Origin of the sequence: Rossellomorea oryzaecorticis, assembly GCF_038405515.1 — a bacterium.
Lineage (GTDB): Bacteria > Bacillota > Bacilli > Bacillales > Bacillaceae_B > Rossellomorea > Rossellomorea oryzaecorticis_A.
Genome location: NZ_JBBYAF010000008.1, coordinates 1 through 20,950, shown reverse-complemented (window position 1 = coordinate 20,950; position 20,950 = coordinate 1). Strand labels below are relative to the sequence as shown.

Below are 20,950 nucleotides of genomic sequence, written 5' to 3'. Positions count from 1 at the left end.
GGGTAAAGATGATTTCAATAAGAGGATTGAAGAAACGCTTTGATGACCTGGAAGTGTTGAAAGGCATGGATGTGGAGGTCCGAAAAGGGGAAGTGATTGTGCTGATAGGCCCCTCGGGATCCGGTAAAACCACGTTTCTAAGATGTATAAATGCACTTGAAATACCGAATGAAGGCAGCGTATCCATCGGTGAAAAAAGTATGGATTTCTCCAAAAAGGTAACAACTGCTGATATCTTATATCTCAGAAGAAGAACCGGCATGGTCTTTCAGACATATAATCTGTTTCCTCACATGACGGCCCTTGAAAATGTAATGGAAGGGCCCGTCATCGTTAAAGGAAAGAAAAAAGCGGAAGTGAAAGAAAAAGCAATTCTTCTTCTTGAGAAGGTAGGTCTCGGAGATAAACTCGACTATTATCCGTATCAGTTATCAGGAGGTCAGCAGCAAAGGGTCGGGATTGCAAGGGCCCTTGCGATTGAGCCGGAGGTCATGCTGTTTGATGAACCGACTTCTGCACTTGATCCTGAATTAGTGGGTGAAGTGCTTAAGGTCATGAAAGACCTGGCTGAGGAAGGGATGACGATGGTCGTCGTCACCCATGAAATGAGATTTGCAAAAGAAGCTGCAGATAAAGTCATCTTCATGGACGGCGGACACATTGTGGAGGCAGGCACGCCGCAGGAAGTATTTGGGAATCCAAAGCACGATCGAACCCGTCAATTCTTAAATTTAATACAGTAATACTCCAGGATGAATGGGTTTCCCATTCATTTTTTTTTGTTTAAAAGAAGGGATTTCCTCATTTTGGAAAGAAGAGTTATGAGATAGAGAAAAGGGGGATTCGATGAAGATAATTAGAAGATTGATGCTCGTCTTTACTGGATTGACACTCATAAGTGTACTGCCTATTCTGTTTTTCAATACTGAATTTCAGTATGTATATATGAACGCAGAAAGCGGTTCATTTGGGTTTTACCCTCTGGACTATGCTATGGCGATATATGATGTGATTCTGAATTTGTCACAACCCGATCAGTGGTCCCTTGTCGTGATGGGAAAGGAATATGCATTTGCTGATGTGATTGTTGGAAGAGTGGTGTATTCCATGAAAGTATTCTTTTTTTCACTCGTCTTGGCAATGATCATCGCTTTTCTAATCAGCGTACTGATTTCCCGCGTATCTGGAATGGTAAACCGGCTCCTTCTTTCATTAGTGAATGTAATGGAATCGTTACCGGATATCTTTATTATCATCGGAGTGCAGCTGCTCGTCGTCATGTATTTCCGGCAGACAGGGGTGTTGATTGTTTGACCGTGATACCTGCCGTCTTTTTAGTAAAGACGATAGTGCTATTGTTGAAAGAAGAGGAACAGAAGTCTTACATTGAACTCGCACGGGGAAAAGGATTAAGTTCCCTTCATATATTATTGATCCATAGTTTTCGAAACGTGGTGTACAGTTTGTTTTATCGATCGAAACTGATTTTTTCATTTATGCTGTCGAACCTGTTCATTCTTGAACGTCTGTTTAACATGCGCGGGATAATGGACCTTTTGATGTGGTCGACGGGTTACACGTTTGTCATAATCAGTTCGATGATATTCCTTCCCTTCTTCCTGATCTTTACACTCATTGAGCAGCGTATGAAAAAGAGTATTGGAATGAAGGAGGACGGCACTTTTGCTTAGGTACTTGTGGAAAAAACCGAAGTTCTTGACAGGGTTCCTCTTTCTAGCCGGACTTCTCATCATCAGTTTTTTGTATGAGCCATTGTTTAAAGAAGGGATTGAAACTGTCAGCTTCCTGCATATAAATGAAAAAACGGTTGGACCGCCATTTACTCCCATGGAATTACCTCCGCTTGGTTCCGACAGGTTAGGCACCCCGATTTGGACATATGTAGTACAGGGAGCGAAATATACGATTCTGTTGGGGTTGATCATCAGTCTCCTCCAAATCGTGTTATCTTTACTGTTCTCCTTTGTGTTTACAAGATTTTTAAAGAAATTTTTAAGGTTTTTCGAAGAAATAGTGGAATCCATGATTTATGTTCCGATGGCCGTTATTGCCTTTATGCTGCTCTTCCCAATTCGGTTTGTCGTAGACGCAGAGGTTGAACCGGCTAAATATCTAATGATTCAAATCTTACTGCTTACAATTATCGGTGTGCCCCAGATTGTGGTGGTGCTCACAAAAGAGATACAAAAGACACTTCAGGAAGAATTTGTACTGAGCGCTAAAACCTTGGGGGCAAGGGGGATGTATTTATATCGCCGTCATATCCTTAAAAATCTTTTACCCCGCATACTCCTGTTATTCTTTCAACGAAATGTCAGCGTGCTTATATTGTTTGCACATCTGGGCTTTTTGGGAGTATTGCTTGGGGGCGGGGTTGAAAAAGAGATCATGGTAGGGGAATCACGCTTATTTTCGCTATCCAATGAATGGGCAGGGAACATAGGAAACGCTCGTGTAGAGATCATGACAGGTCCATGGATCATTTTTTCTCCCCTTGCAGCACTGTCTCTTACAGTTCTTGCTTATAATATGATGGCTGGATCCCTTCAAGGCGTGATGCTGGGAGAGACGGGATTCATTAAACGAAAGAACATAAAAAAAGAAAAGCTGCATCAGCCAAACATAAGAGAGCAGATCGACAAGGATCAATTTACTTTCAAACGAAATCACACAATAAACGGATGAGAAAGCTGCATGAAAGTGGTTAGTTCCGGTCATTTAGTGGAAATATGGTAATGAGACTAATATTTAAGGGAGGAAGAGAAATGGATTATCGGATTGAACGCGATACAATCGGAGAAATGAAGGTTCCGAAAGAAAAATACTGGGGAGCTCAGACGCAAAGGAGTAAAGAGAACTTTCAAATCGGGACAGAAAGAATGCCGCTCGAGGTTACATACGCTTTTGCGCAGCTGAAGAAAGCAACAGCAGCGGCGAATCACTCACTTGGGAAACTCCCGGAAGATAAAATGAAGGCGGTCAGTCAGGCGTGCGATGAGATTCTCGAAGGTAAATGGGATGAGCACTTCCCATTGGTGGTTTGGCAGACGGGGAGCGGGACGCAATCCAATATGAATGTGAATGAAGTCGTGGCTTATCGTGCCAATGAAATTTTAAAAGAACAGGGAAGCGATGAGTTGGTCCACCCGAATGATGATGTGAATATGTCGCAAAGCTCAAACGATACTTTCCCTACAGCCATGCATGTCGCAGCGTATAAAGAAATATCGTCGAATCTGCTGCCGGTCATCGATCAATTTATCGAGACACTCAATGAAAAAGAAGAGAAGTTTCAGGATATTATTAAAATTGGACGGACGCATCTTCAGGATGCAACTCCCCTGACCCTGGGACAGGAGGTAAGCGGCTGGAGGGCGATGATGGAAAAATCCCGTCATATGATTGAAGGAAGCCTCGGGCACCTCGTACATTTGGCAATTGGGGGCACCGCGGTGGGGACAGGAATAAATGCTCATCCTTCGTTTGGAGATAGAGTTGCGCAGGAACTGGAGAAACAGACCGGCATCGCCTTCGTTTCTTCCGACAATAAGTTCCATGCCCTGACCTCTCACGATGAAATCGTTTATGTTCATGGTGCTATTAAAGCGCTGGCTGCTGACTTAATGAAGGTTGCTAATGATGTTCGCTGGCTGTCGAGCGGACCTCGCAGCGGGATCGGCGAAATCACGATTCCTGCGAATGAACCGGGGAGTTCGATCATGCCAGGGAAAGTAAATCCTACTCAAAGTGAAGCTGTCACAATGGTCGTCACCCAGGTGTTCGGTAATGATGCTGCCATCGGATTTGCAGCGAGTCAGGGGAATTTTGAATTGAATGTATTCAAGCCTGTGATTATTTATAACCTCCTGCAATCTGTACGATTGCTTACAGATGGGATACGTTCGTTCAATGATAAATGTGTAAAAGGCCTGGAAGCCAATGAGGAAGTCATCGAAGAGTTCGTACAGCGATCCTTGATGCTCGTGACGGCGTTAAATCCTCATATCGGCTATGAAAAAGCAGCCGAAATAGCTAAGAACGCACATAAAAGTGGATCTACCCTGAAAGAAGCAGCCATACAATCCGGGTATCTGACAGAAGAGCAGTATGATGAGTGGATCAACCCGGCGAAAATGGTGACCAATAAATAAGCTGAAAAACTGGCTCAATATGAGTCAGTTTTTTTACATGCCATAATAAGGCCAATGGGTGTTTTTACCTTGTTCGGGCTATTGCACGGAAATCCACATCGGTGTACGGAACGTCTCCAATAAAAAACCCCTGACAAGAGCCAGGGGTTTATCCATACTTATTAAATTTGCTGATTAGTATTGTCCGCCGCCGATTTGTTGTTCAGCCATTTGAACTAGGCGCTTAGTGATTTCTCCACCAACAGAACCGTTAGCGCGAGATGTAGCATCTGGCCCTAATTGTACGCCGAACTCAGAAGCGATTTCGTATTTCATTTGATCGATTGCTTGTTGAGCTCCAGGAGCTACTAATTGGTTAGATGAATTGCTGCGAGATTGTTGTTGCATAATCTGTCATCTCCTTAAATGTTTTATATTTTTTTTGGTTGGGTCAGCCGGAGTTGCACCAGCACGCATTCCATTAGCGACCATCTATAATGGTATAACCCAAGGTTATGAGTTGCTTTTACCTTGTTACTAGGTATTATGGTTCGCCGGGAAAAATATATGCAAAACATAATCAGGGAATTTATTCCTGACCAATTCCCTGTATTTTGTCTACATAAAACAGGTTCAATCATAAAAGGATAACATTATACACTTAAGCTGAAAGAATGGTGACACGCATGAAAGCTTGTGCATTATGTAATGGAATCGTTGAATATAAAGGGTTATGTCCTAAATGTGGGGATTCTACATTGGATCAAGGAAGATATTATGATTACTATGATGAATATAGTGCTTATATGGATATAATTCATGTGCAGCTAGCGGATGGAATTCCGAACAGCAGCTGTACAGATACTTGTCTGCACCTCTTTACGTGTATCAGGTGCGGGGAAGAAGAGGGAAAAAGCATTAACTTAACAGAGTTTTAAATAATGCCATAAAAGAAGACCACACTCCATGGAGTGTGGTCTTCTATCTTGCGGAAAAGATTAACGGATTCTTTGTTCAGATTCTGTATCAAAGAAATGGGCTTTGTTCATATCGAAAGCAAGTTCAATCGTTTGACCTGCATTGATATCGGTACGGGAGTCGACACGAGCGACGAATTCCTGACCTTCGATTTCAGAATATAGCATTGTTTCAGCACCTGTTAACTCAGATACTTCAATCTTTGCAGTGATCTTGGCACCTTGGGCTGTTTCGATGAAAATAGGCTCATCATGAATATCTTCAGGGCGTACTCCCAGGATGATGTCTTTTCCAACATAACCTTGGTCACGAAGTACTTTCATCTTTCCTTCCGGCACTGCCACTTTTGATTTGCCAATTACAAATGAACCATCTTCGATCTTACCGTTGAAGAAGTTCATTGCAGGAGATCCGATGAAGCCCCCGACGAAGACGTTCTCAGGCTTATCATAGACTTCTTTTGGTGATCCGACCTGCTGGATGAGACCGTCTTTCATGACAACAATGCGGGTAGCCATTGTCATCGCTTCAGTCTGGTCATGCGTTACATAAATTGTAGTGGTCTGAAGACGCTGGTGCAGCTTTGCGATTTCTGCACGCATCTGCACACGAAGCTTGGCATCAAGGTTGGATAAAGGCTCATCCATCAGGAATACCTTCGCATCACGAACGATTGCTCTTCCCAATGCAACACGCTGGCGCTGACCGCCTGATAATGCTTTCGGTTTACGATCTAATAACGCTTCAAGACCAAGGATCTTTGCTGCTTCCTGCACACGGCGGTCGATTTCCTTCTTATCGAATTTACGAAGCTTAAGTCCGAATGCCATATTGTCATATACACTCATATGCGGATAAAGTGCATAGTTCTGGAACACCATCGCGATATCGCGATCTTTAGGAGCTACATCGTTTACACGCTTTCCATCGATGGAGAAATCACCTTTTGAAATCTCTTCCAAACCAGCAATCATACGAAGCGTTGTTGACTTACCGCAGCCCGATGGACCAACGAATACGATAAATTCCTTATCATTGATATGAAGATTGAAATCATTTACTGCCGTTACTTTATTATCATAGACTTTATAAATATTCTCTAATTTTAATTCAGCCATTTCCGTTTCTCCTCCTGATTTGTAAACGTATTATTCTATGAATTCATTGTAAAGAAAGCGGATTCAAAACGGTATGGTAAACCTGCACAAAATTCATGTTCACTTTTTAGGCAGGTTGTCAGATTCAAACTCGAGGACGGCAAGATAGGTAAGGAGTGCACCTTGAAAAGTTTTAATATCAATCGTTGTTTTTTCAATGAATTTTTCGATGCGATACTGTACGCTGTTCCGGTGCATAAACAATTTCTTTGCGGTTTGACTGATATTCGATTGATTTTCCAAAAAAGCTCGAACAGTATGAATCAGTTCCGTGTCTTCAGTAAACACTTGTGTGGTCTTGCTGAAAATCTGTTCCTTCCATTCAATTGGGAGATGCTCCAACATAAACGAAGGAAGGGTGGTAACAACGGACTGAATATAGTTGGAACGATGATTGGTATCTGAAAAAGAAAACATTTCACTCTCATATTGGAAGGACTTGAGAAAATCACGATTCACAGGTTGGAACTGTCCAATAAAAAATGACAGGCTTACAAAAAAGTCAGATTCTATGACATGGGAAATTGAGCGAAGCTGTTCTTCATCTAAATTCAAGTCATTCTTTTCTTCTACAATCAGACCTTTATTCTCATTCCGGAGGACCAGGACGGTATGGAGGGGCAATAAATGCTTGAATGCCTCTTTCATTAAATTCAGTTCGGCTTGATTGTGCATGGTGAATTGAATGACACGATATTCATTTTCGGTATGTGAAGGAACCTGTCCTTCTTTATATAGAAATTCAAACCATTCATTTGAGAGTGGAGACTCATTCAGCAGTCTTATTTCATTGGTCAATTCTATAAAGAGACATCTTAATAATTCAATTTCTTCTTGTGTAATATCGCTTGCAGGAATACCAAGGAATTCATCTTGATTTTCTTCCGTAAACCAGATTTTCACAGAGTTAAGTTCTGACGGATAGTGTTTTTGGACGGTTGCATTTGGGTATTTTAAAAGTAAAGAAGTTAACATTTTATCCCTCATGACTAAATTATTTTATGTAATGGGTCCTCTTACAGCCTGATGTGAGTTCTTCACGACGCAATCGGTTCTTCGCTCAGAGCTATGTATTAAAACCATTGTACTGAAAATATTTAGCGAATCAAAGTGTCCTGCATTGCAAATTCTTCCTAATTCTAATACTATGAGGTAAGGAATAATTCATTATGGGGTGTCCAATTATGGAATATAATAAAGAAGTAACAAATCGATTGAAGCGCTTGGAAGGACAAGTCCGTGGAGTCCTGAAAATGATGGAAGAAGAAAAACACTGCAAGGACGTCGTTACTCAGCTATCGGCTGTACGCACGGCAGTTGACCGGACAATCGGTTTAATCGTTGCAAAAAACCTTGAAGCCTGTATCCGTGAATCAGAACTTGAAGGCGGAAAAGCAGAAGATGCAATCAAGGAAGCCGTTAACATGTTGGTCAAAAGCCGATAAAATTGATGAAAGCTGCCGTTGGGCAGCTTTTTATTATGTGCGGATTTCCATTATAGACATGGTGACTTTGAGGGGGACCTGTTAAGGAACAGGTCCCCAAATTGAAGTTGATCAAGAATGAGCTGGCGGTTCCTCGTGATCCGTGATGAGAGTCGCTTCACCGATATTCGTTGAATCATCTCTCATATGAACAGACCCGCCTGACATGCCTTCGTTAATAAATCTGTCGACATCAAGGAACAAACTGCCTCTTCCTTCAAAATTGGTATCAGGAAGAAATTGATAGTCTTTTTTATCTTTCGCCATTCTTATCAGCCTCCTGTGATTAGTTTTCGAAAAGAGGCTTCGGTTCATTCATCTATCCAGATTTTTATTGTGAGAGGTTTGAATTGGGAGCAGGAGGGTTATTGAACAAATAAGGTTTGTTAAACCGACCAAGCTTCTTTGTCCCCTTCATATCATGCTTCGCCTCTGATCAAACCTACTCAACTTTACTATTCGTAAACATGAAACAACATAAGTTCATGCAATTGTTTTTTCAGGTCTTCTTCTTTGTCTGCAGGAGGAACATGGTTTGTCCATTCGATGGTTCCGTTTTTGTGGTAATTTCCTTCGTATTTTAATCCGCTGCAGTAGAAAGAAAAAGTCCAACCCGGCAGTTCTGTGTTTTCATACATACTTTTGTATTGAAAGTGCTGTATCAAATTAATCACCTCAACTCCCATTGTAAACGTTTCATCATCCGCTGTGTAGAAATTCCTTTTACCTAATCATAATTTTCTTTTTTGTTTAATAGAATTTAGTGAAGAGACCTGAGGAGGGACAAAGCATGAATTCGTTTATTCGTGATTTGGAAAAAGCGATCAGTGATGAGTGGACAGCCTATTATTTCTATAAAGATTTGCAGAGCAGGACGAATAATCCGTTATACGTCGAATTCATTGAGCATGCCAAGAAGGATGAGAAGGAACATTATGAGATGTTTCAGTATCTTCATTATTTATATACAGGGGAGTACTATGAGCATAAGAAAGAAAAGATTGAATATACCACGTTCAAAGAGGGGGTTCTGCGTGCTCTGAAGGATGAATTGGAGGCGGCAGAGTTCTACAGGGATATGTTATTGGAGATGCCGAATCAGCAGGCCTATAATCCCTTGTTCATTGCGATGACCGATGAGATGGAGCACTCTACACGCTTTTCCACGATATATAATTCCTTAAGATAATAGAAAGGTTGAGCTTGGTCCCTTACAAGCGGTCAACCTTTTTTTGTTGTTGGGAAAGTGTCAGGAATGTACGGACAAGCTGCCATCGCCTCTTCATTTCAATATCCTCTTCGTCGAATGTCATCGGTTTTGAATTGACTTCAAAAAGGACAAATCCTCCTTCTTCCCTCGGGGCAAGATCAACGGAGAATTCTCCTATATAACCGAAAGCCCTTTCCAGCTCTCTGCCGCATGACTTCACAATCGGCAGTATTTCTTTCTTTGTCTGAGCTGTTGCGACCTCCTTAAGTGAAATGATTTTACCCCCTGCAGGGACGTGGGTAGTCACTTCCTGGCGATGTGAAATTCGTACGCCGACCCCCATTAGCTTGAAATCTTCGCCGGAATGCAGGACCAGGATCCGAAAATCATACCGGTGATCATTCAGGGTCTTACAGGGAATCGCCTTCTGCATGATAAGGTTCTGGTCACCGTGAAACCATTCCTGATAGGAATAAAGAAACCGCGAAAGGGACGTGAACTTTTCGATTTTCTTAATACTCTTACATATGATGGTGCCGTTTGCTTCCATTTCGATCAGCCTGATGCCTCTGCCCTGTGAAGCAAAAGATGGTTTGACATAGATTTTTTTATGCCGTTCTAGAAAGTTCGTGAAGCCTGCTTCATCCTCTACAAGAGCCGTTGAGGGTAAATAATCCTTCAGTTCGCTGCATTGTGAAAGTATTTGGTGAACTTCCCATTTATTAAAAAAGTGGGGATTGAAATATGGAATATGGTGTGTCTTTATGAACTGTTTGAATTGCGTATATTCGATATTTTGTTCTGCTGCCCATGATGGAATTCGGTTATAGATTACGTTGGGAATCGGGAAGTCACACTTCACCCACTTTTTTACGTGTTCGTTGAAGATGATTCCATGAATGGTATCCCCGGCGGCATCGTCGGGGGAAAACACAAAGCACATGCCCCCCTGTTCACCGATATCCTCCTGTATGGAACGGAATAGTTCAAAATTACCTTTATACTTATTTTGAACTTTGCTTGCAACGATGCCGATAAGCGGGACAGACAGACGTTTTTCATCGGACTGGATGTTAAAGGTGTAAGCATCTTCTGTTCCCTTAGAAGAAAGGAGGAAAGAATCCCTAGCAAATGGAACGGCAGTGAGGGATTCCTCCCTGTGAAAAAAAATCTTTCTGGACACATCGTATAAAATGTTCATGGCATCATTTCCTCGGGGTGCTGAAGGGCTTGTCGAGATAGGAAGACTCCGAATGATAAAGCGAGTTTCCTCGTCAATATGTCAAAACTTCTTAAATGGGGGTGGGAAAAGATGGCCCTTCCCGGTTTGGAATTTGCTTCGAACATCCAGACCCGGCCGTCTTCATCTATCCCCAGATCAAAGCCGATTTCTCCGATATATCCTTCCATGTTGCATTCAATCGCATGGGAAAGCTTTAATGCAGCTTCTTCAAGTGAATGTTTCACTTCGGTTTCTTTAGAGGCGTCAGGAAACAGCTCTGCCAGACTTTTTACGACTCCGCCATTATTGGCGTGTGAGGTGACGCTTCCGATTCCGGCTACCTTTCCTGCGATTGCACTTACATGCCAGCTGCCTTCTTCGTCTTTATTCGTATGGATGCGGAAGTCTATCGGCCGGCTGTCTTCGTTTAGAAGTGAAATTCCCTGCTGGACAAGAAATGAATCCAGGCTCCGGTTTCTAAAAACCGAATTCATCAGCCGTTCGAGTGAAGCGAATCTGACCAGGCGGTTTTTTCCTTCTGTATCACGGTAGCGGCAATAATAGTCCTGTGACTGGCGGTCAAAAGTAAGTTTGTGGATTCCATTACCCAAGCTTCCGTTTTTTGGTTTTAGATAGACGTGCTTATAAAGGGAAAGCATCCTTTCAATCTCTTCAAACGATTGAAAGGAGTGTGTCTCAGGAAGATAATGATTGACTGTTTCATCTGATTCCAGTCGTTCAAACAAATCAAGTTTATTAAAGAATCCGGGATTATACCATGGAATCCCATATTGCCTTTGAAGTCTATCTTTGATTTCTTTGTACGTTTTTCTTTTTTCACTTCGCCTGTTCGGAAGCCTGTCATAAATAACATTTGGAAAGGGGACGGTTTCAATTTCCCACCCTTCCCCAAAATGAAAATAACCTTTCACGAGCCCGTTTTCCCAGTCGATATGCTGTTCCCCAAAGACGAATGGTATGACACCTAAAGAAGACTGTACGGATAATAGCTTCCTGAAGAAATAGGATCTTTCTCCGACTGGGCTTAGTTTGAAGTTCGTGAAGCCGGAAGTGAAAATACCGATTAAAACTCCGAGGTAGATACAATCGTCTTTCATAAAAAGAGATAGAGAGGTCACCTTCACTGGGAGATTAAGGCTCTTGGCCAGTGCAGAGCTGATGCCGATTACATTCCTGCCATTCGGATGCCTTTTGCAAATGACTGCCTGCCTTTTGGTTCCGAGCACAGCAGTTCCGGGGAAATCGGATTTTTCCTGTTTCCAGCGGGAAGGAAGATATAGGATGTATTCTTTTGCTTGAAATTGTTCTATTTTATACGTTTTTAACATCTAAAAATCACCTCGGCTTAAGAATGGAAGAGCTCGTGAGTTTAGGTGTTCACAATAATCCAGAGGGGACTGATGTAATGCATCCAGCTTTTCAATTCCCAAAGCCTCGACAATCTTATGCCCGGGCTTCGAATTGATATCTAAAATCCACAGTGAGCTGTCGCGGTCAAGGATGACATCGATCCCAAGCTCGAATAACGGAGAAAAATACTGTTCAAGTACATGAGGCAGTCCAGCCAAGATATCATTCAATTCATTCTTAATGAACGTCCAATCTGCTTTAGGGTGCCGGCGTTCCCAATCATCTTGCGAAAAGTAGGATCCTCCTCTGCTTATGTTTGTTAATATTCCACCTTCTGACCCTTCGCGGACCGCCCGCTGAAATTCCCGCCATTCTCCGTTTTTATTCTTATTCATCAGAATTCTAATATCAAAAGGTGTATCACCATCCGTTCTGTTATGAATTCTTTTCTGCGCAATGAAGGTGTACTGTTCAAGCAGTCTCTCGCTCCACTTCAAAAAGGAGCTTTTCAAAGGGAACGATTGTTTTAGGATTTGTTGATTTTTGGTTGTCCGGACCGTCACTTCACTCTTTGAGAGATTTAAATGATAAACAGCGAATCCATGGGCTCCATCCACTGGTTTTATAATGATATCTTTATGCTTGATTAGTAAGTTAAATAAGTGAAAGTGATTTTTCAGTAAGAACGTTTCCGGAATGTAGGATGAAAGAGGGGAGTCTATTAATTTTTCATACAGATGCCATTTATTTGGAAGTCCGTATCCTAGGAATTGAATATGCGGCAGGTTTTTCAGCCAATGGACGACAGCCTTCGCTTGTCTGGATTGAAAGCTTTTATCATAGAAGGTCCGGTCATAAATATAAACAGGAATGTCAAAGGTCTCTTTTTCCCAATTACCGCTTTTTCCATTGAATATTAACCCTTCGACCGTTTCGTTAGTCTGAGAGATGTCTTTAGGTGAAAATAGATGCAAATCGATTGGATAGGAGACGGAATGTCTTGCTATTTCATTAAAATATGGCTGTGATGGATCAGGATTCAGCGTCATGATTCCCAACGAAAAATTCATGCTAATCCTCCTTCTGATTCCAAATGTTGATGGTGTATTCGTAAAGGGACTTTACTGAAGGCCTGACACGTTCATTATCAATAAATGTCCTTTTGGAGGGTTTGGAGTTGATTTCGATGACCCAGGGTTTACCGGCTGAGTCGACCCCGATATCAATACCAAACTCGGCGTAATGCCCTTCGAGATTCTGTGCCAGGAAAGAAGAAGCTGACAGTGATAATGCCTTCATGTTTGTGAATATAAGGCGACTGTCTCCATCAGGGAAAAGTGACGTAAGAATTGAAAGGGGGGATTCGATTCGTCCTCCCTGATCGATATTGGCTACAAATTGCTTTTCAGAAGCGATCCGGGCTACTGCTGAAGTCACCGTCCAATTCCCTTTATGGTTTTTATGACATAAAAAGCGGAAGTCAATCGGCTGCTCCTTTACCGTCATGAAAGGGATTGTCTGCTGAACGATATAAGGTGAAGAATGGCACCAGGATTGAAGCTGTCTGTAGAGTGATGAATAAGTTTGGAAAGTGAGAGTACGTTTAGGAGAAAAGGAATTTTGATAGACGAGAATATCCTTTTCCCTCTTTTGGATGCGTAGTATATAACGTCCTTTACTGCCATTGACTCCTTTTACAAAGATATCTTTATAAATAGCCAGCATTTCATCCACTTGATCGATTCCCTGCACCGTTTCGGGTAAATGTGGCCTAAGCTGTGAACAATTCCTTAAATGAGAATAGACGAGATCCTTAGAAAGAAAGGAAGAATTAAATAAATGGACGGAGAGATCTTCCATCCTTTTCAAGGCGGATTCATAAAGTCGGTGTTTTTCGATTTTACGGGAATGACTGCGATTGTAAATAACATGAGGAAGAGGAACAGCCCTCTTCTGCCAGCTATTTTGATCGAACACGAAACCTACCCACTCATTTTTTAATAATGAGGTGACCGGAAGCAGATAAAAAAGCCCCCCTTTTTGTTGAAACCAACGCTGGCACTCTGTAAAATATTCCATTAAAGAGTGTGTATTCAATTTATCCTCGTCACAGTGATCAATCAATAAAGCGGTTATAGGCCCAATGGAGATGAGATTTTGATCATGGTCTATTTCCAGAAGGACATTTTCAATCTTAGGTATGGAGGTGAAGACCGGGTCCCTGCTCTTCAGTGTGATTTGAGAGTTTCCGGCGCTGGAAGGAGAACAGCTGACATTAAGGGAAGAAGCTCCGGCTTTCAGGCTCACTTGCCCCGTTAAATCAAATTTATGATAGAGGGGTTGGGGTAAGATCAATTCATTGATATCGCCAGGATTCTGAAAACTGATGAAAGAGCATTTATACATCATTGGACATTCCTCGTTTGCATATGGGGATGAGTTAACTTTATAATTGTTTATTGGGCTAATGTTTATATAGCATTGTATGTAAAGATAGGCAAAATGTTCAAAGCAGAAAAGGAAGGTGCCATTATGCTGAATGCTTTCGTGCTCATTGTGTTTATGGTAGTGATTGGCGCCCTTATAGGCGGCGTAACCAATACACTCGCTATCAAGATGTTATTCAGGCCTTATAAGGCTTACTATATTGGAAGATTCAAAGTACCTTTCACACCGGGACTCATACCGAAACGGAGGAAGGAACTGGCTGAGCAGCTCGGCAATATGGTGGTGGATCATTTAATCACCCCTGAAAGTCTTCAGAAGAAAATCATGAATGAAGAATTTCAAAGAGATGTCACCCAGTGGCTTAAAGAAGAAACCGAACCCGTTTTCAATTCTGAAAAAACGGTCAATGAATGGCTGGAGCTGCTGCAAATACCTGTTTCATCCGAAGTGTTGAATCAGTGGTTGAAAGATTGGATTGAAGAGAAAGTCTCACGTGCAAAATTGGAATACAGTGCAAAGCGTATTGAAGAAGCTTTGCCTGAAAAGTGGCAGGAAAAAATCGAAGCGGCGATTCCGCAGCTGGTCGATCTGATTGCAGGGCGGGCTGAGAGCTACTTTACCAGTCCGGAAGGAAAAGCGAAAGTGAAGGTCATGATCGATGATTTTCTAAAAGAACGGGGCACGCTCGGCAATTTTCTTGGAATGTTCCTCGGCAACACGTCTGTTGCTGATAAGGTACAGCCGGAAATTGTCAAATTCATCAAGCATGAAGGCACCCAGGAAATTCTTCACAACCTGCTGAGGAAAGAATGGGCGAAGCTTAAGCTCATGAAAATCGAAGACGTAATCGATAAACTGCCGGAAGAAGATATGATGTCACAGCTCCATATATCATTAATCAAAATCGTAAACATTGATGGTCACCTTTCCAAATCATTATCTCACTGGCTGTCTCCACATCAGCATTCGTTCACGGAAACCTTGCTTCCTAAGTGGGTGGGAAAAGGAACGATCCTTCTTGCGAACAAGATTCCTAATCTGATGACGAAGCTTCATTTACAGAAAATCGTTCAGGAGCAAGTCGAATCATTTTCGGTAGCAAGGCTTGAAGAATTGGTCCTTGGAATTTCACGGCGGGAATTCAAGATGATCACCTACCTCGGGGCCCTGCTCGGAGGAGTCATCGGGCTGATCCAAAGTATATTTGTCATGGTATTCACTTAGGTTGAGGGTAAGGCTGATACCGTATAAGGGAACTTCCTAGAATTCTGCTTCATAGTTTGTTATAGTTGTGGGGGAAACAAAGAGTGAAAAATATTAGGAGGTACGTATTTTGGCTATTAATTTATACGATCAAGCAAACGAACTGGAAAGTGCGCTTAGACAAAGCGACGAATTCTTAGAACTGAAAAGAATGTATGACGAAGTAAACAACGATGAATCAGCAAGCAAGATGTTTGAAAACTTCAGAAACATTCAAATGACGCTTCAACAAAAACAAATGAGCGGTGAGGAAATCTCTCAAGAAGAAGTGGAACAAGCTCAAAAAACTGCACAACTTGTGCAGCAGCACGAAAAAATCGCTAAGCTTATGGAAGCTGAACAGCGCATGAGCATGGTGATCAATGACTTGAATAAAGTTATCATGAAGCCGCTTGAAGAACTATACGGTTCTATGCAGAAATAGTTTCAGTGGCAAAAAAGGTATCCGGATATGATCCGGGTACCTTTTTTATTTTTTGAGGGTTGACCCCAAATCCTCCCCCCTTGTCATATTTGTCTACTTCGCTTCATAAAAGTATAGAAAGGAAGTAGACAACATTTAGGGGGGACACCAATGATTTATAGAATGATGGCTCTTAATATCGATGGCTCTGTAGTAAACGAAAACGGAAAAATTGCAAAGGAAACAAAGGAAGCGATTGAGTACGTTCAAAATAAAGGGGTGCACGTCACTCTTGTAACAAGCAGAAACTTTGCTTCTGCCAGAAAGGTTGCAAAAGCCCTTAAGATCGAAGGACCAATCATCACCCATGGCGGTTCGTATATCGCAGCTGAACGTGATCGGCCTCTATATGTCAGAAAAATCGCTGAAAATATTACGTATGAAATCACGCAGTTCCTGGAGGGATTCTCAAGCCAGGTTCAGCTGTCTCATGAAAAACAGAGTATTGTCGGGAAAGCCAGTAATCAGTCAAAACTGACATCTACTTTATCATGGGAACGGGATTCCCGCTTTTTATACAGCAAGCAATACGTAAACGTGGTAAGCGAACATCTGCTGGAAAATCCGCTGGCCGTTCCGAAAATCTCTGTGCTTCTGGAGCATAGGGAGGATGTATGGGATATCGTTGCCGCCTTAAAAGGAATGTATGAAGAGGTGGATGCGATTCCAACCTCAGATCATACCCTCGATATTGTTCCTAAAGGGGTTTCTAAGCTCCGGGGTCTCATGTATTTGTCAGAGAGACTTGGAATCAAAAAGGATCAGATAGTCATGGTCGGTGCGGGAATTGATGACGTCGATGCCATCAGATGCTGCGGGCTGGGTGTCGCGATGGGTGAGGCACCTCCGGAGGTTAAGGCACATGCAGACTGGATAACAAGAAGCCAGGATCTTAAAGGTCTCCCTTATTTCATCATGGAGCTCTTTAGAAAGCAGCACCCGATTCCGTTCCTGAAAAAAATGAACGTGATTAAATCATAACGTGTAACCCCGCACCTTCTCGTTGTAGAGGGTGCGGTTTTTTTGATTTTTGACAATATCCATACAACCCCGCCGCTCATTGACCATTTTCATCCCTTTCTGTACACTAATAAAAGTTAGTTTTATTGAAAGGTGATTACAAACGTGAAAGTTTTAATAACAGGAGTGGAAGACGATCGTTTCGAACGGCCGCTGCGATTGATAGCGAATTTATTTTTTGAAGAGACGACGATTCATTTTACGGATTGTGAAGAGTTTGAATTGAAGGTTCATATAGATATAAAAGCAGATGAACGAATTGAAGCGAGAGCTAGTTTAGTGGATCCTTCGAGTCAGAAAGAGCTGGAATCAGAGTATTCACGGGACTGGCTTCCGTATGAAACGGAGAAGGAACGATTCCGTCAGCTGAAGACTGCGTTGTCCCATGTCTATCTCAATGTACTTCAGGATTTGACTGGAATCAGACAAAAATGGGGGATACTCACGGGGATTCGTCCGACTAAGCTCATTCACAAACAGAACCAGCTTGGAACACCGAAACAAGAAGTTCATGCGAAGCTGAAGGAAGAGTATCTGATTTCAGAAGAGAAAATACAGCTCATGCAGAACATTGTAGACCGGCAGTTATCCGTCGTCCCAGATCTCTATGAGGTGCAAAATGAGGTCAGCATTTATATTGGAATTCCTTTCTGTCCGACGAAATGTGCCTACTGTACATTTCCGGCGTATGCGATTCTAGGAAAACAAGGCCGTGTTGATTCCTTCCTTGCAGGACTTCATTATGAAATACAGGAGATGGGCCGCTGGATGAAGGAAAAAGGGGTCAAAATCACGACCATTTATTATGGAGGAGGCACGCCGACTTCGATTACGGCAGAGGAAATGGATGCGCTTTATGAAGAGATGTACCGATCCTTCCCCGGTGTTGATAAGGTCAGGGAAGTGACGGTGGAAGCCGGCCGGCCGGATACGATCTCTGTGGAGAAGCTCGAGGTTTTGAATAAATGGAATATTGACCGGATATCCATCAATCCTCAATCCTATACACAGGAAACCCTGAAGGCCATCGGGCGTCATCATACAGTCGAAGAAACCATTGATAAGTTTCATCTTGCGCGTCAGATGGGAATGAATAATATCAACATGGATCTGATTATCGGCCTGCCGAATGAAGAACTTCCTGAGCTTCAGCATTCGTTGGATGAAACGGAAAAACTAATGCCGGAATCTTTGACTGTCCATACATTATCTTTTAAACGGGCATCCGAAATGACCAAGAATAAAGAAAAGTATAAAGTAGCCGACAGGCTTGAAATCGAACGGATGATGACTCTGGCCGAGGAATGGACAAGCGAGCACGGCTATGAGCCATACTACCTCTATCGCCAGAAAAATATCCTGGGCAACCTCGAAAATGTCGGATACGCACTACCCGGGCAAGACAGTATCTACAACATCATGATCATGGAAGAAGTTCAGACAATTATCGGCATCGGATGCGGTGCTGCAAGTAAATTCATCGACCCAAAGACGGGCAAGATCACCCATTTCGCAAATCCGAAAGAACCGAGCGCATACAATCTTGGGTTCAAAGAATACACAGAGAAGAAAATCAAAATTCTCGACGGATTATTTTCATAACAAAAAAAGCAGTTCATGAGCGTCCGTCTCATGAACTGCTTTTTTTAATCTCCCGGAGTCCACGCCAAATTTTCCAACAAACGGCCAAAATCAGGAGAATGAAAAAAGTAGAGCGGTCGACTGTTTGATATGGGGCAGGATTCGGTATTGCTATAAAGAGGTAGCTGACACACAAAGCAAGAAGCATCCAAAAAACATCAATCTTGAATTTTCGCAATACCGGAAGCTTTGTACCTGTACTTGGCATATAAATGGCTGTGCCGATCCATGCAATCAGCATAAGAATGAAAACAGCAGGAGAGGAAGAAAAATGAACACCCCACAAAATGGACGTCACGATTCCGACCACTACAACCCACATAAAATGATACTTAGAAGAGAGACTCATAATAAATTCCTTTCTTTGTGACACTAGTGAAGCTTGTTGTCTAAGCTCGTTCCAGCTGTTGATTGGAGTGCAAGACGAAGACTCCTGCGGGAGAAGCGTGTTAGGTGAGACCCCGCAGGAGCGACGAGGAGGCTTACCAACCGCCCGCGGAAAGCGAAGTTTTGCAGGGAAATCAACAGGGGTGTTTAAAGTGACGTCTTTTTCACCAGTTCTTTTAGTGTAACCTTAAGTAGTGTAAATTTTCAATAAACTTAAAGGAGAAATCAGAGAAAAAGAGAATACTAACTATAGATACAAAATGAAAGCGTTTACTATTCGAGGGGAGAGATAGAATATGATGCAAACACCTCTGCTTTTAACCCAAATGATTGAAAGAGCTGAAAAATATTTTCCGAAGAAAGAGATTGTTTCCCGCACGGAGTCGGGGATTCATCGCTTCACGTACAAACAGTGGGGCGAGCGGACGAGAAGGCTTGCAAGTGCCTTGAGTTCATTGGGTGTGGGAGAAGGGGACAAGGTCGGTACACTCGCCTGGAACCATCACCGCCACCTTGAAGCCTATTTCGCGATCCCGTGCAGCGGAGCCGTTCTCCATACAATCAATATCCGGCTATCTCCACAGCATATCAGCTACATTATCAACCATGCCGGGGATAAAGTGCTCCTCATAGACTCTGATATACTGCCGCTGGTCGATAAGATTAAAGACAGCATTCCAGGTGTCGAAGCCTTCATCGTTATGACAGATGGGGACCTGCCGGATACATCATTAGAAAATGTATATCACTATGAAGAATTATTGGAAAAAGGAGATCCAACTTTTTCATTCAGAACAGATCTGGATGAAAACTCTCCTGCAGGGATGTGTTACACTTCTGCAACAACCGGAAATCCAAAAGGGGTCGTCTACTCTCATCGTGGAATCGTGCTTCACGCGATGGCGCTTGGTCTTGCTGATACTACGGGAGTCTGTGAAAGGGACGTTGCTCTCCCGGTAGTGCCGATGTTCCATGTGAATGCGTGGGGACTGCCATTTGCCTCTGTATGGTTTGGTACGACACAAGTGCTGCCGGGTCCGTATTTCACTCCGGGAATTCTCGCGCGTTTGATGCAGGATGAGAAAGTGACCATCACGGCGGGTGTTCCAACCATTTGGCTGGGGCTGTTGAATGAAATGGAACAGAATTCATATGATCTTTCAAGCCTGCGTTCTGTACTGTGCGGAGGTTCTGCTGCCCCTAGGGGGATGATTAAAGCATTTGAAGAAAAGTTCGGTATCAAGTTCATGCATGCCTACGGGATGACAGAAACAAGCCCCCTTGCTGTCATCGCTGCTTCAAAGAGCTATCACGATGACATGTCAAGTGAAGAAAAACTTGATTTGAAAGCGAAACAGGGCCTCCTTGTTCCAGGATTGGAAATGAAGATCATCGGTAAAGACGGGGAAGTGGCATGGGACGGTAAGGAAATGGGAGAATTGACGCTCAGGGGCCCATGGATTGCCTCAGAGTATTACCAGGATGAACGCAGTCAGGATGCCTTCCGTGACGGTTGGCTCTATACAGGTGATGTTGTGACAATCGATGAAGAAGGCTATATCAAGATTGTGGACAGAACGAAGGATTTGATTAAATCCGGCGGGGAATGGATTTCATCAGTCGATCTTGAAAATGCTCTTATGGCCCATGAAGATATCTTTGAAGCCGCAGTGGTCGCCGTACCCCATGAAGAATGGCAGGAACGCCCGGTTGCCTGTGTCGTGTTAAAAGAATCCTCGCGCGGGAAAGTGACAAAAGATGAAATACTCGACTTCCTGAAGCCGCAGTTCGCCAAGTGGTGGATCCCGGACGAAGTCATATTCATGAAAGAAATCCCGAAAACATCCGTAGGCAAATTCTTAAAAAGGACGCTGCGTGATCAAGTGCAAGACAAAATCAAACAGCTTTGACTCCAGAGAGGTCAACCTATTACGAGGCTGACCTCTTTTCAATTGGTTACAGAAACTATTTAAGATTTTCGGTGGTTCTAGCTGATGATTGGAGTGCAAGACGAAGACTCCTGCGGGAGAAGTGACTGATGTGAGACCAGTCCAGCTGCAGGGCTTAGAGGCACATGTCATAAGTCAAACCGACCAAGAAGGCAAAGAACGCCTTCGTGGCCGATTCGCCTTATGCCACCCGCCTCTGAGCAAAG

General features: G+C 42.9%; 23 protein-coding genes. 13 read left to right on the top strand and 10 right to left on the bottom strand.

Translation table 11 applies throughout. The features are described from left to right. The first annotated feature begins 8 nt into the window (after nt 1-8). From AAEO50_RS05825 to fumC, 5 genes are all read left to right on the top strand, one after another. Nucleotides 9-743, top strand: a complete 735-nt coding sequence (locus tag AAEO50_RS05825) for an amino acid ABC transporter ATP-binding protein (protein ID WP_341981467.1) — start codon at nt 9-11, stop codon at nt 741-743. A 103-nt stretch (nt 744-846) separates the two neighbouring features. Beyond that, nucleotides 847-1,314, top strand: a complete 468-nt coding sequence (locus AAEO50_RS05820) for a hypothetical protein (protein WP_341981465.1) — start codon at nt 847-849, stop codon at nt 1,312-1,314. Next, nucleotides 1,311-1,691 carry a hypothetical protein gene (locus AAEO50_RS05815; protein ID WP_341981463.1) on the top strand — a complete coding sequence of 127 codons (381 nt, stop codon included), beginning with the start codon at nt 1,311-1,313 and terminating at the stop codon, nt 1,689-1,691. Before AAEO50_RS05820 ends, AAEO50_RS05815 begins: the two co-directional genes overlap by 4 nt. After that, nucleotides 1,684-2,706 (top strand): ABC transporter permease subunit, encoded by a 1,023-nt coding sequence (locus AAEO50_RS05810; protein WP_341981461.1) that lies wholly within the window; start codon nt 1,684-1,686, stop codon nt 2,704-2,706. Before AAEO50_RS05815 ends, AAEO50_RS05810 begins: the two co-directional genes overlap by 8 nt. A gap of 80 nt (nt 2,707-2,786) precedes the next feature. After that, the gene (fumC, locus tag AAEO50_RS05805) at nt 2,787-4,172 is read left to right on the top strand and encodes a class II fumarate hydratase (RefSeq protein WP_341981458.1); all 1,386 of its coding nucleotides are present in this window, start codon (nt 2,787-2,789) and stop codon (nt 4,170-4,172) included. Nucleotides 4,173-4,346: 174 nt separating this feature from the next. Here the strand turns inward: fumC and AAEO50_RS05800 are convergent, their stop codons facing one another. Beyond that, nucleotides 4,347-4,559, bottom strand: a complete 213-nt coding sequence (locus AAEO50_RS05800) for an alpha/beta-type small acid-soluble spore protein (RefSeq protein WP_341981456.1) — start codon at nt 4,557-4,559, stop codon at nt 4,347-4,349. Nucleotides 4,560-4,825: 266 nt separating this feature from the next. Here AAEO50_RS05800 and AAEO50_RS05795 point away from each other — a divergent pair, with 266 nt between their 5' ends. Further along, nucleotides 4,826-5,089, top strand: coding sequence for a hypothetical protein (locus tag AAEO50_RS05795; protein WP_341981454.1), 264 nt, complete (start codon nt 4,826-4,828; stop codon nt 5,087-5,089). 60 nt (nt 5,090-5,149) lie between these two features. Here AAEO50_RS05795 and AAEO50_RS05790 read toward each other — a convergent pair whose 3' ends face one another. Both AAEO50_RS05790 and AAEO50_RS05785 read right to left on the bottom strand, forming a co-directional pair. Next, nucleotides 5,150-6,247: a sn-glycerol-3-phosphate ABC transporter ATP-binding protein UgpC gene (locus AAEO50_RS05790; RefSeq protein ID WP_341981451.1), complete on the bottom strand. Its 1,098-nt coding sequence runs from the start codon at nt 6,245-6,247 to the stop codon at nt 5,150-5,152. 99 nt (nt 6,248-6,346) lie between these two features. Next, a complete protein-coding gene (locus tag AAEO50_RS05785; protein WP_341981449.1) occupies nt 6,347-7,261 on the bottom strand; it encodes a PucR family transcriptional regulator in 915 nt (304 codons plus the stop codon). Nucleotides 7,262-7,470: 209 nt separating this feature from the next. On the opposite strand from AAEO50_RS05785, the gene AAEO50_RS05780 reads away from it, so the two are divergent. Further along, the gene (locus tag AAEO50_RS05780) at nt 7,471-7,731 is read left to right on the top strand and encodes a metal-sensitive transcriptional regulator (RefSeq protein WP_341981447.1); all 261 of its coding nucleotides are present in this window, start codon (nt 7,471-7,473) and stop codon (nt 7,729-7,731) included. A 111-nt stretch (nt 7,732-7,842) separates the two neighbouring features. Here AAEO50_RS05780 and AAEO50_RS05775 read toward each other — a convergent pair whose 3' ends face one another. After that, nucleotides 7,843-8,037 (bottom strand): hypothetical protein, encoded by a 195-nt coding sequence (locus AAEO50_RS05775; protein WP_341981445.1) that lies wholly within the window; start codon nt 8,035-8,037, stop codon nt 7,843-7,845. 188 nt (nt 8,038-8,225) lie between these two features. After that, complete coding sequence (locus tag AAEO50_RS05770; protein ID WP_341981627.1) at nt 8,226-8,435, bottom strand: YheE family protein; 210 nt, start codon at nt 8,433-8,435, stop codon at nt 8,226-8,228. A gap of 125 nt (nt 8,436-8,560) precedes the next feature. Between AAEO50_RS05770 and AAEO50_RS05765 the strand changes: the two genes are divergently transcribed. Then, a complete protein-coding gene (locus AAEO50_RS05765; protein WP_341981442.1) occupies nt 8,561-8,959 on the top strand; it encodes a ferritin-like domain-containing protein in 399 nt (132 codons plus the stop codon). 22 nt (nt 8,960-8,981) lie between these two features. Here the strand turns inward: AAEO50_RS05765 and AAEO50_RS05760 are convergent, their stop codons facing one another. From AAEO50_RS05760 to AAEO50_RS05745, 4 genes are read right to left on the bottom strand one after another with little or no spacing between them, the layout of a single operon-like run. Beyond that, complete coding sequence (locus AAEO50_RS05760; protein ID WP_341981441.1) at nt 8,982-10,181, bottom strand: YheC/YheD family protein; 1,200 nt, start codon at nt 10,179-10,181, stop codon at nt 8,982-8,984. Next, the gene (locus AAEO50_RS05755; protein ID WP_341981440.1) at nt 10,178-11,551 is read right to left on the bottom strand and encodes a YheC/YheD family protein; all 1,374 of its coding nucleotides are present in this window, start codon (nt 11,549-11,551) and stop codon (nt 10,178-10,180) included. Before AAEO50_RS05755 ends, AAEO50_RS05760 begins: the two co-directional genes overlap by 4 nt. Then, the gene (locus tag AAEO50_RS05750; protein WP_341981438.1) at nt 11,552-12,643 is read right to left on the bottom strand and encodes a YheC/YheD family protein; all 1,092 of its coding nucleotides are present in this window, start codon (nt 12,641-12,643) and stop codon (nt 11,552-11,554) included. 1 nt (nt 12,644) lies between these two features. After that, entirely contained in the window at nt 12,645-13,982 is a 1,338-nt protein-coding gene (locus tag AAEO50_RS05745; RefSeq protein WP_341981436.1) for a YheC/YheD family protein, read from the bottom strand. A gap of 93 nt (nt 13,983-14,075) precedes the next feature. Here AAEO50_RS05745 and AAEO50_RS05740 point away from each other — a divergent pair, with 93 nt between their 5' ends. The 4 genes from AAEO50_RS05740 (at nt 14,076) to AAEO50_RS05725 (ending at nt 18,369) form a co-directional block, all read left to right on the top strand. Further along, nucleotides 14,076-15,245: a DUF445 domain-containing protein gene (locus AAEO50_RS05740; protein WP_341981433.1), complete on the top strand. Its 1,170-nt coding sequence runs from the start codon at nt 14,076-14,078 to the stop codon at nt 15,243-15,245. Nucleotides 15,246-15,354: 109 nt separating this feature from the next. Next, nucleotides 15,355-15,708: a YlbF family regulator gene (locus AAEO50_RS05735; protein WP_341981431.1), complete on the top strand. Its 354-nt coding sequence runs from the start codon at nt 15,355-15,357 to the stop codon at nt 15,706-15,708. 150 nt (nt 15,709-15,858) lie between these two features. Beyond that, complete coding sequence (locus AAEO50_RS05730; RefSeq protein WP_341981429.1) at nt 15,859-16,728, top strand: HAD-IIB family hydrolase; 870 nt, start codon at nt 15,859-15,861, stop codon at nt 16,726-16,728. Between the two features lie 144 nt (nt 16,729-16,872). After that, nucleotides 16,873-18,369: a coproporphyrinogen III oxidase gene (locus AAEO50_RS05725; protein ID WP_341981428.1), complete on the top strand. Its 1,497-nt coding sequence runs from the start codon at nt 16,873-16,875 to the stop codon at nt 18,367-18,369. A 28-nt stretch (nt 18,370-18,397) separates the two neighbouring features. Here AAEO50_RS05725 and AAEO50_RS05720 read toward each other — a convergent pair whose 3' ends face one another. Next, a complete protein-coding gene (locus tag AAEO50_RS05720; protein ID WP_341981426.1) occupies nt 18,398-18,730 on the bottom strand; it encodes a hypothetical protein in 333 nt (110 codons plus the stop codon). A gap of 361 nt (nt 18,731-19,091) precedes the next feature. Here AAEO50_RS05720 and AAEO50_RS05715 point away from each other — a divergent pair, with 361 nt between their 5' ends. Next, nucleotides 19,092-20,705 (top strand): long-chain fatty acid--CoA ligase, encoded by a 1,614-nt coding sequence (locus AAEO50_RS05715; RefSeq protein WP_341981424.1) that lies wholly within the window; start codon nt 19,092-19,094, stop codon nt 20,703-20,705. The last annotated feature ends 245 nt before the right edge of the window (nt 20,706-20,950 follow it).

What these genes read in the sequence shown, in the direction of transcription:
- AAEO50_RS05715 (WP_341981424.1), top strand. Translation starts at nt 19,092, where the DNA reads ATGATGCAAACACCTCTGCTTTTAACCCAAATGATTGAAAGAGCTGAA.
- AAEO50_RS05775 (WP_341981445.1), bottom strand. Translation starts at nt 8,037, where the DNA reads ATGGCGAAAGATAAAAAAGACTATCAATTTCTTCCTGATACCAATTTT.
- AAEO50_RS05795 (WP_341981454.1), top strand. Translation starts at nt 4,826, where the DNA reads ATGGTGACACGCATGAAAGCTTGTGCATTATGTAATGGAATCGTTGAA.
- AAEO50_RS05720 (WP_341981426.1), bottom strand. Translation starts at nt 18,730, where the DNA reads ATGTGGGTTGTAGTGGTCGGAATCGTGACGTCCATTTTGTGGGGTGTT.
- AAEO50_RS05730 (WP_341981429.1), top strand. Translation starts at nt 15,859, where the DNA reads ATGATTTATAGAATGATGGCTCTTAATATCGATGGCTCTGTAGTAAAC.
- AAEO50_RS05790 (WP_341981451.1), bottom strand. Translation starts at nt 6,247, where the DNA reads ATGGCTGAATTAAAATTAGAGAATATTTATAAAGTCTATGATAATAAA.
- AAEO50_RS05745 (WP_341981436.1), bottom strand. Translation starts at nt 13,982, where the DNA reads ATGATGTATAAATGCTCTTTCATCAGTTTTCAGAATCCTGGCGATATC.
- AAEO50_RS05780 (WP_341981447.1), top strand. Translation starts at nt 7,471, where the DNA reads ATGGAATATAATAAAGAAGTAACAAATCGATTGAAGCGCTTGGAAGGA.
- AAEO50_RS05800 (WP_341981456.1), bottom strand. Translation starts at nt 4,559, where the DNA reads ATGCAACAACAATCTCGCAGCAATTCATCTAACCAATTAGTAGCTCCT.
- AAEO50_RS05760 (WP_341981441.1), bottom strand. Translation starts at nt 10,181, where the DNA reads ATGAACATTTTATACGATGTGTCCAGAAAGATTTTTTTTCACAGGGAG.
- AAEO50_RS05785 (WP_341981449.1), bottom strand. Translation starts at nt 7,261, where the DNA reads ATGTTAACTTCTTTACTTTTAAAATACCCAAATGCAACCGTCCAAAAA.
- AAEO50_RS05755 (WP_341981440.1), bottom strand. Translation starts at nt 11,551, where the DNA reads ATGTTAAAAACGTATAAAATAGAACAATTTCAAGCAAAAGAATACATC.
- AAEO50_RS05750 (WP_341981438.1), bottom strand. Translation starts at nt 12,643, where the DNA reads ATGAATTTTTCGTTGGGAATCATGACGCTGAATCCTGATCCATCACAG.
- AAEO50_RS05820 (WP_341981465.1), top strand. Translation starts at nt 847, where the DNA reads ATGAAGATAATTAGAAGATTGATGCTCGTCTTTACTGGATTGACACTC.
- AAEO50_RS05825 (WP_341981467.1), top strand. Translation starts at nt 9, where the DNA reads ATGATTTCAATAAGAGGATTGAAGAAACGCTTTGATGACCTGGAAGTG.
- AAEO50_RS05765 (WP_341981442.1), top strand. Translation starts at nt 8,561, where the DNA reads ATGAATTCGTTTATTCGTGATTTGGAAAAAGCGATCAGTGATGAGTGG.
- AAEO50_RS05740 (WP_341981433.1), top strand. Translation starts at nt 14,076, where the DNA reads ATGTTCAAAGCAGAAAAGGAAGGTGCCATTATGCTGAATGCTTTCGTG.
- fumC (WP_341981458.1), top strand. Translation starts at nt 2,787, where the DNA reads ATGGATTATCGGATTGAACGCGATACAATCGGAGAAATGAAGGTTCCG.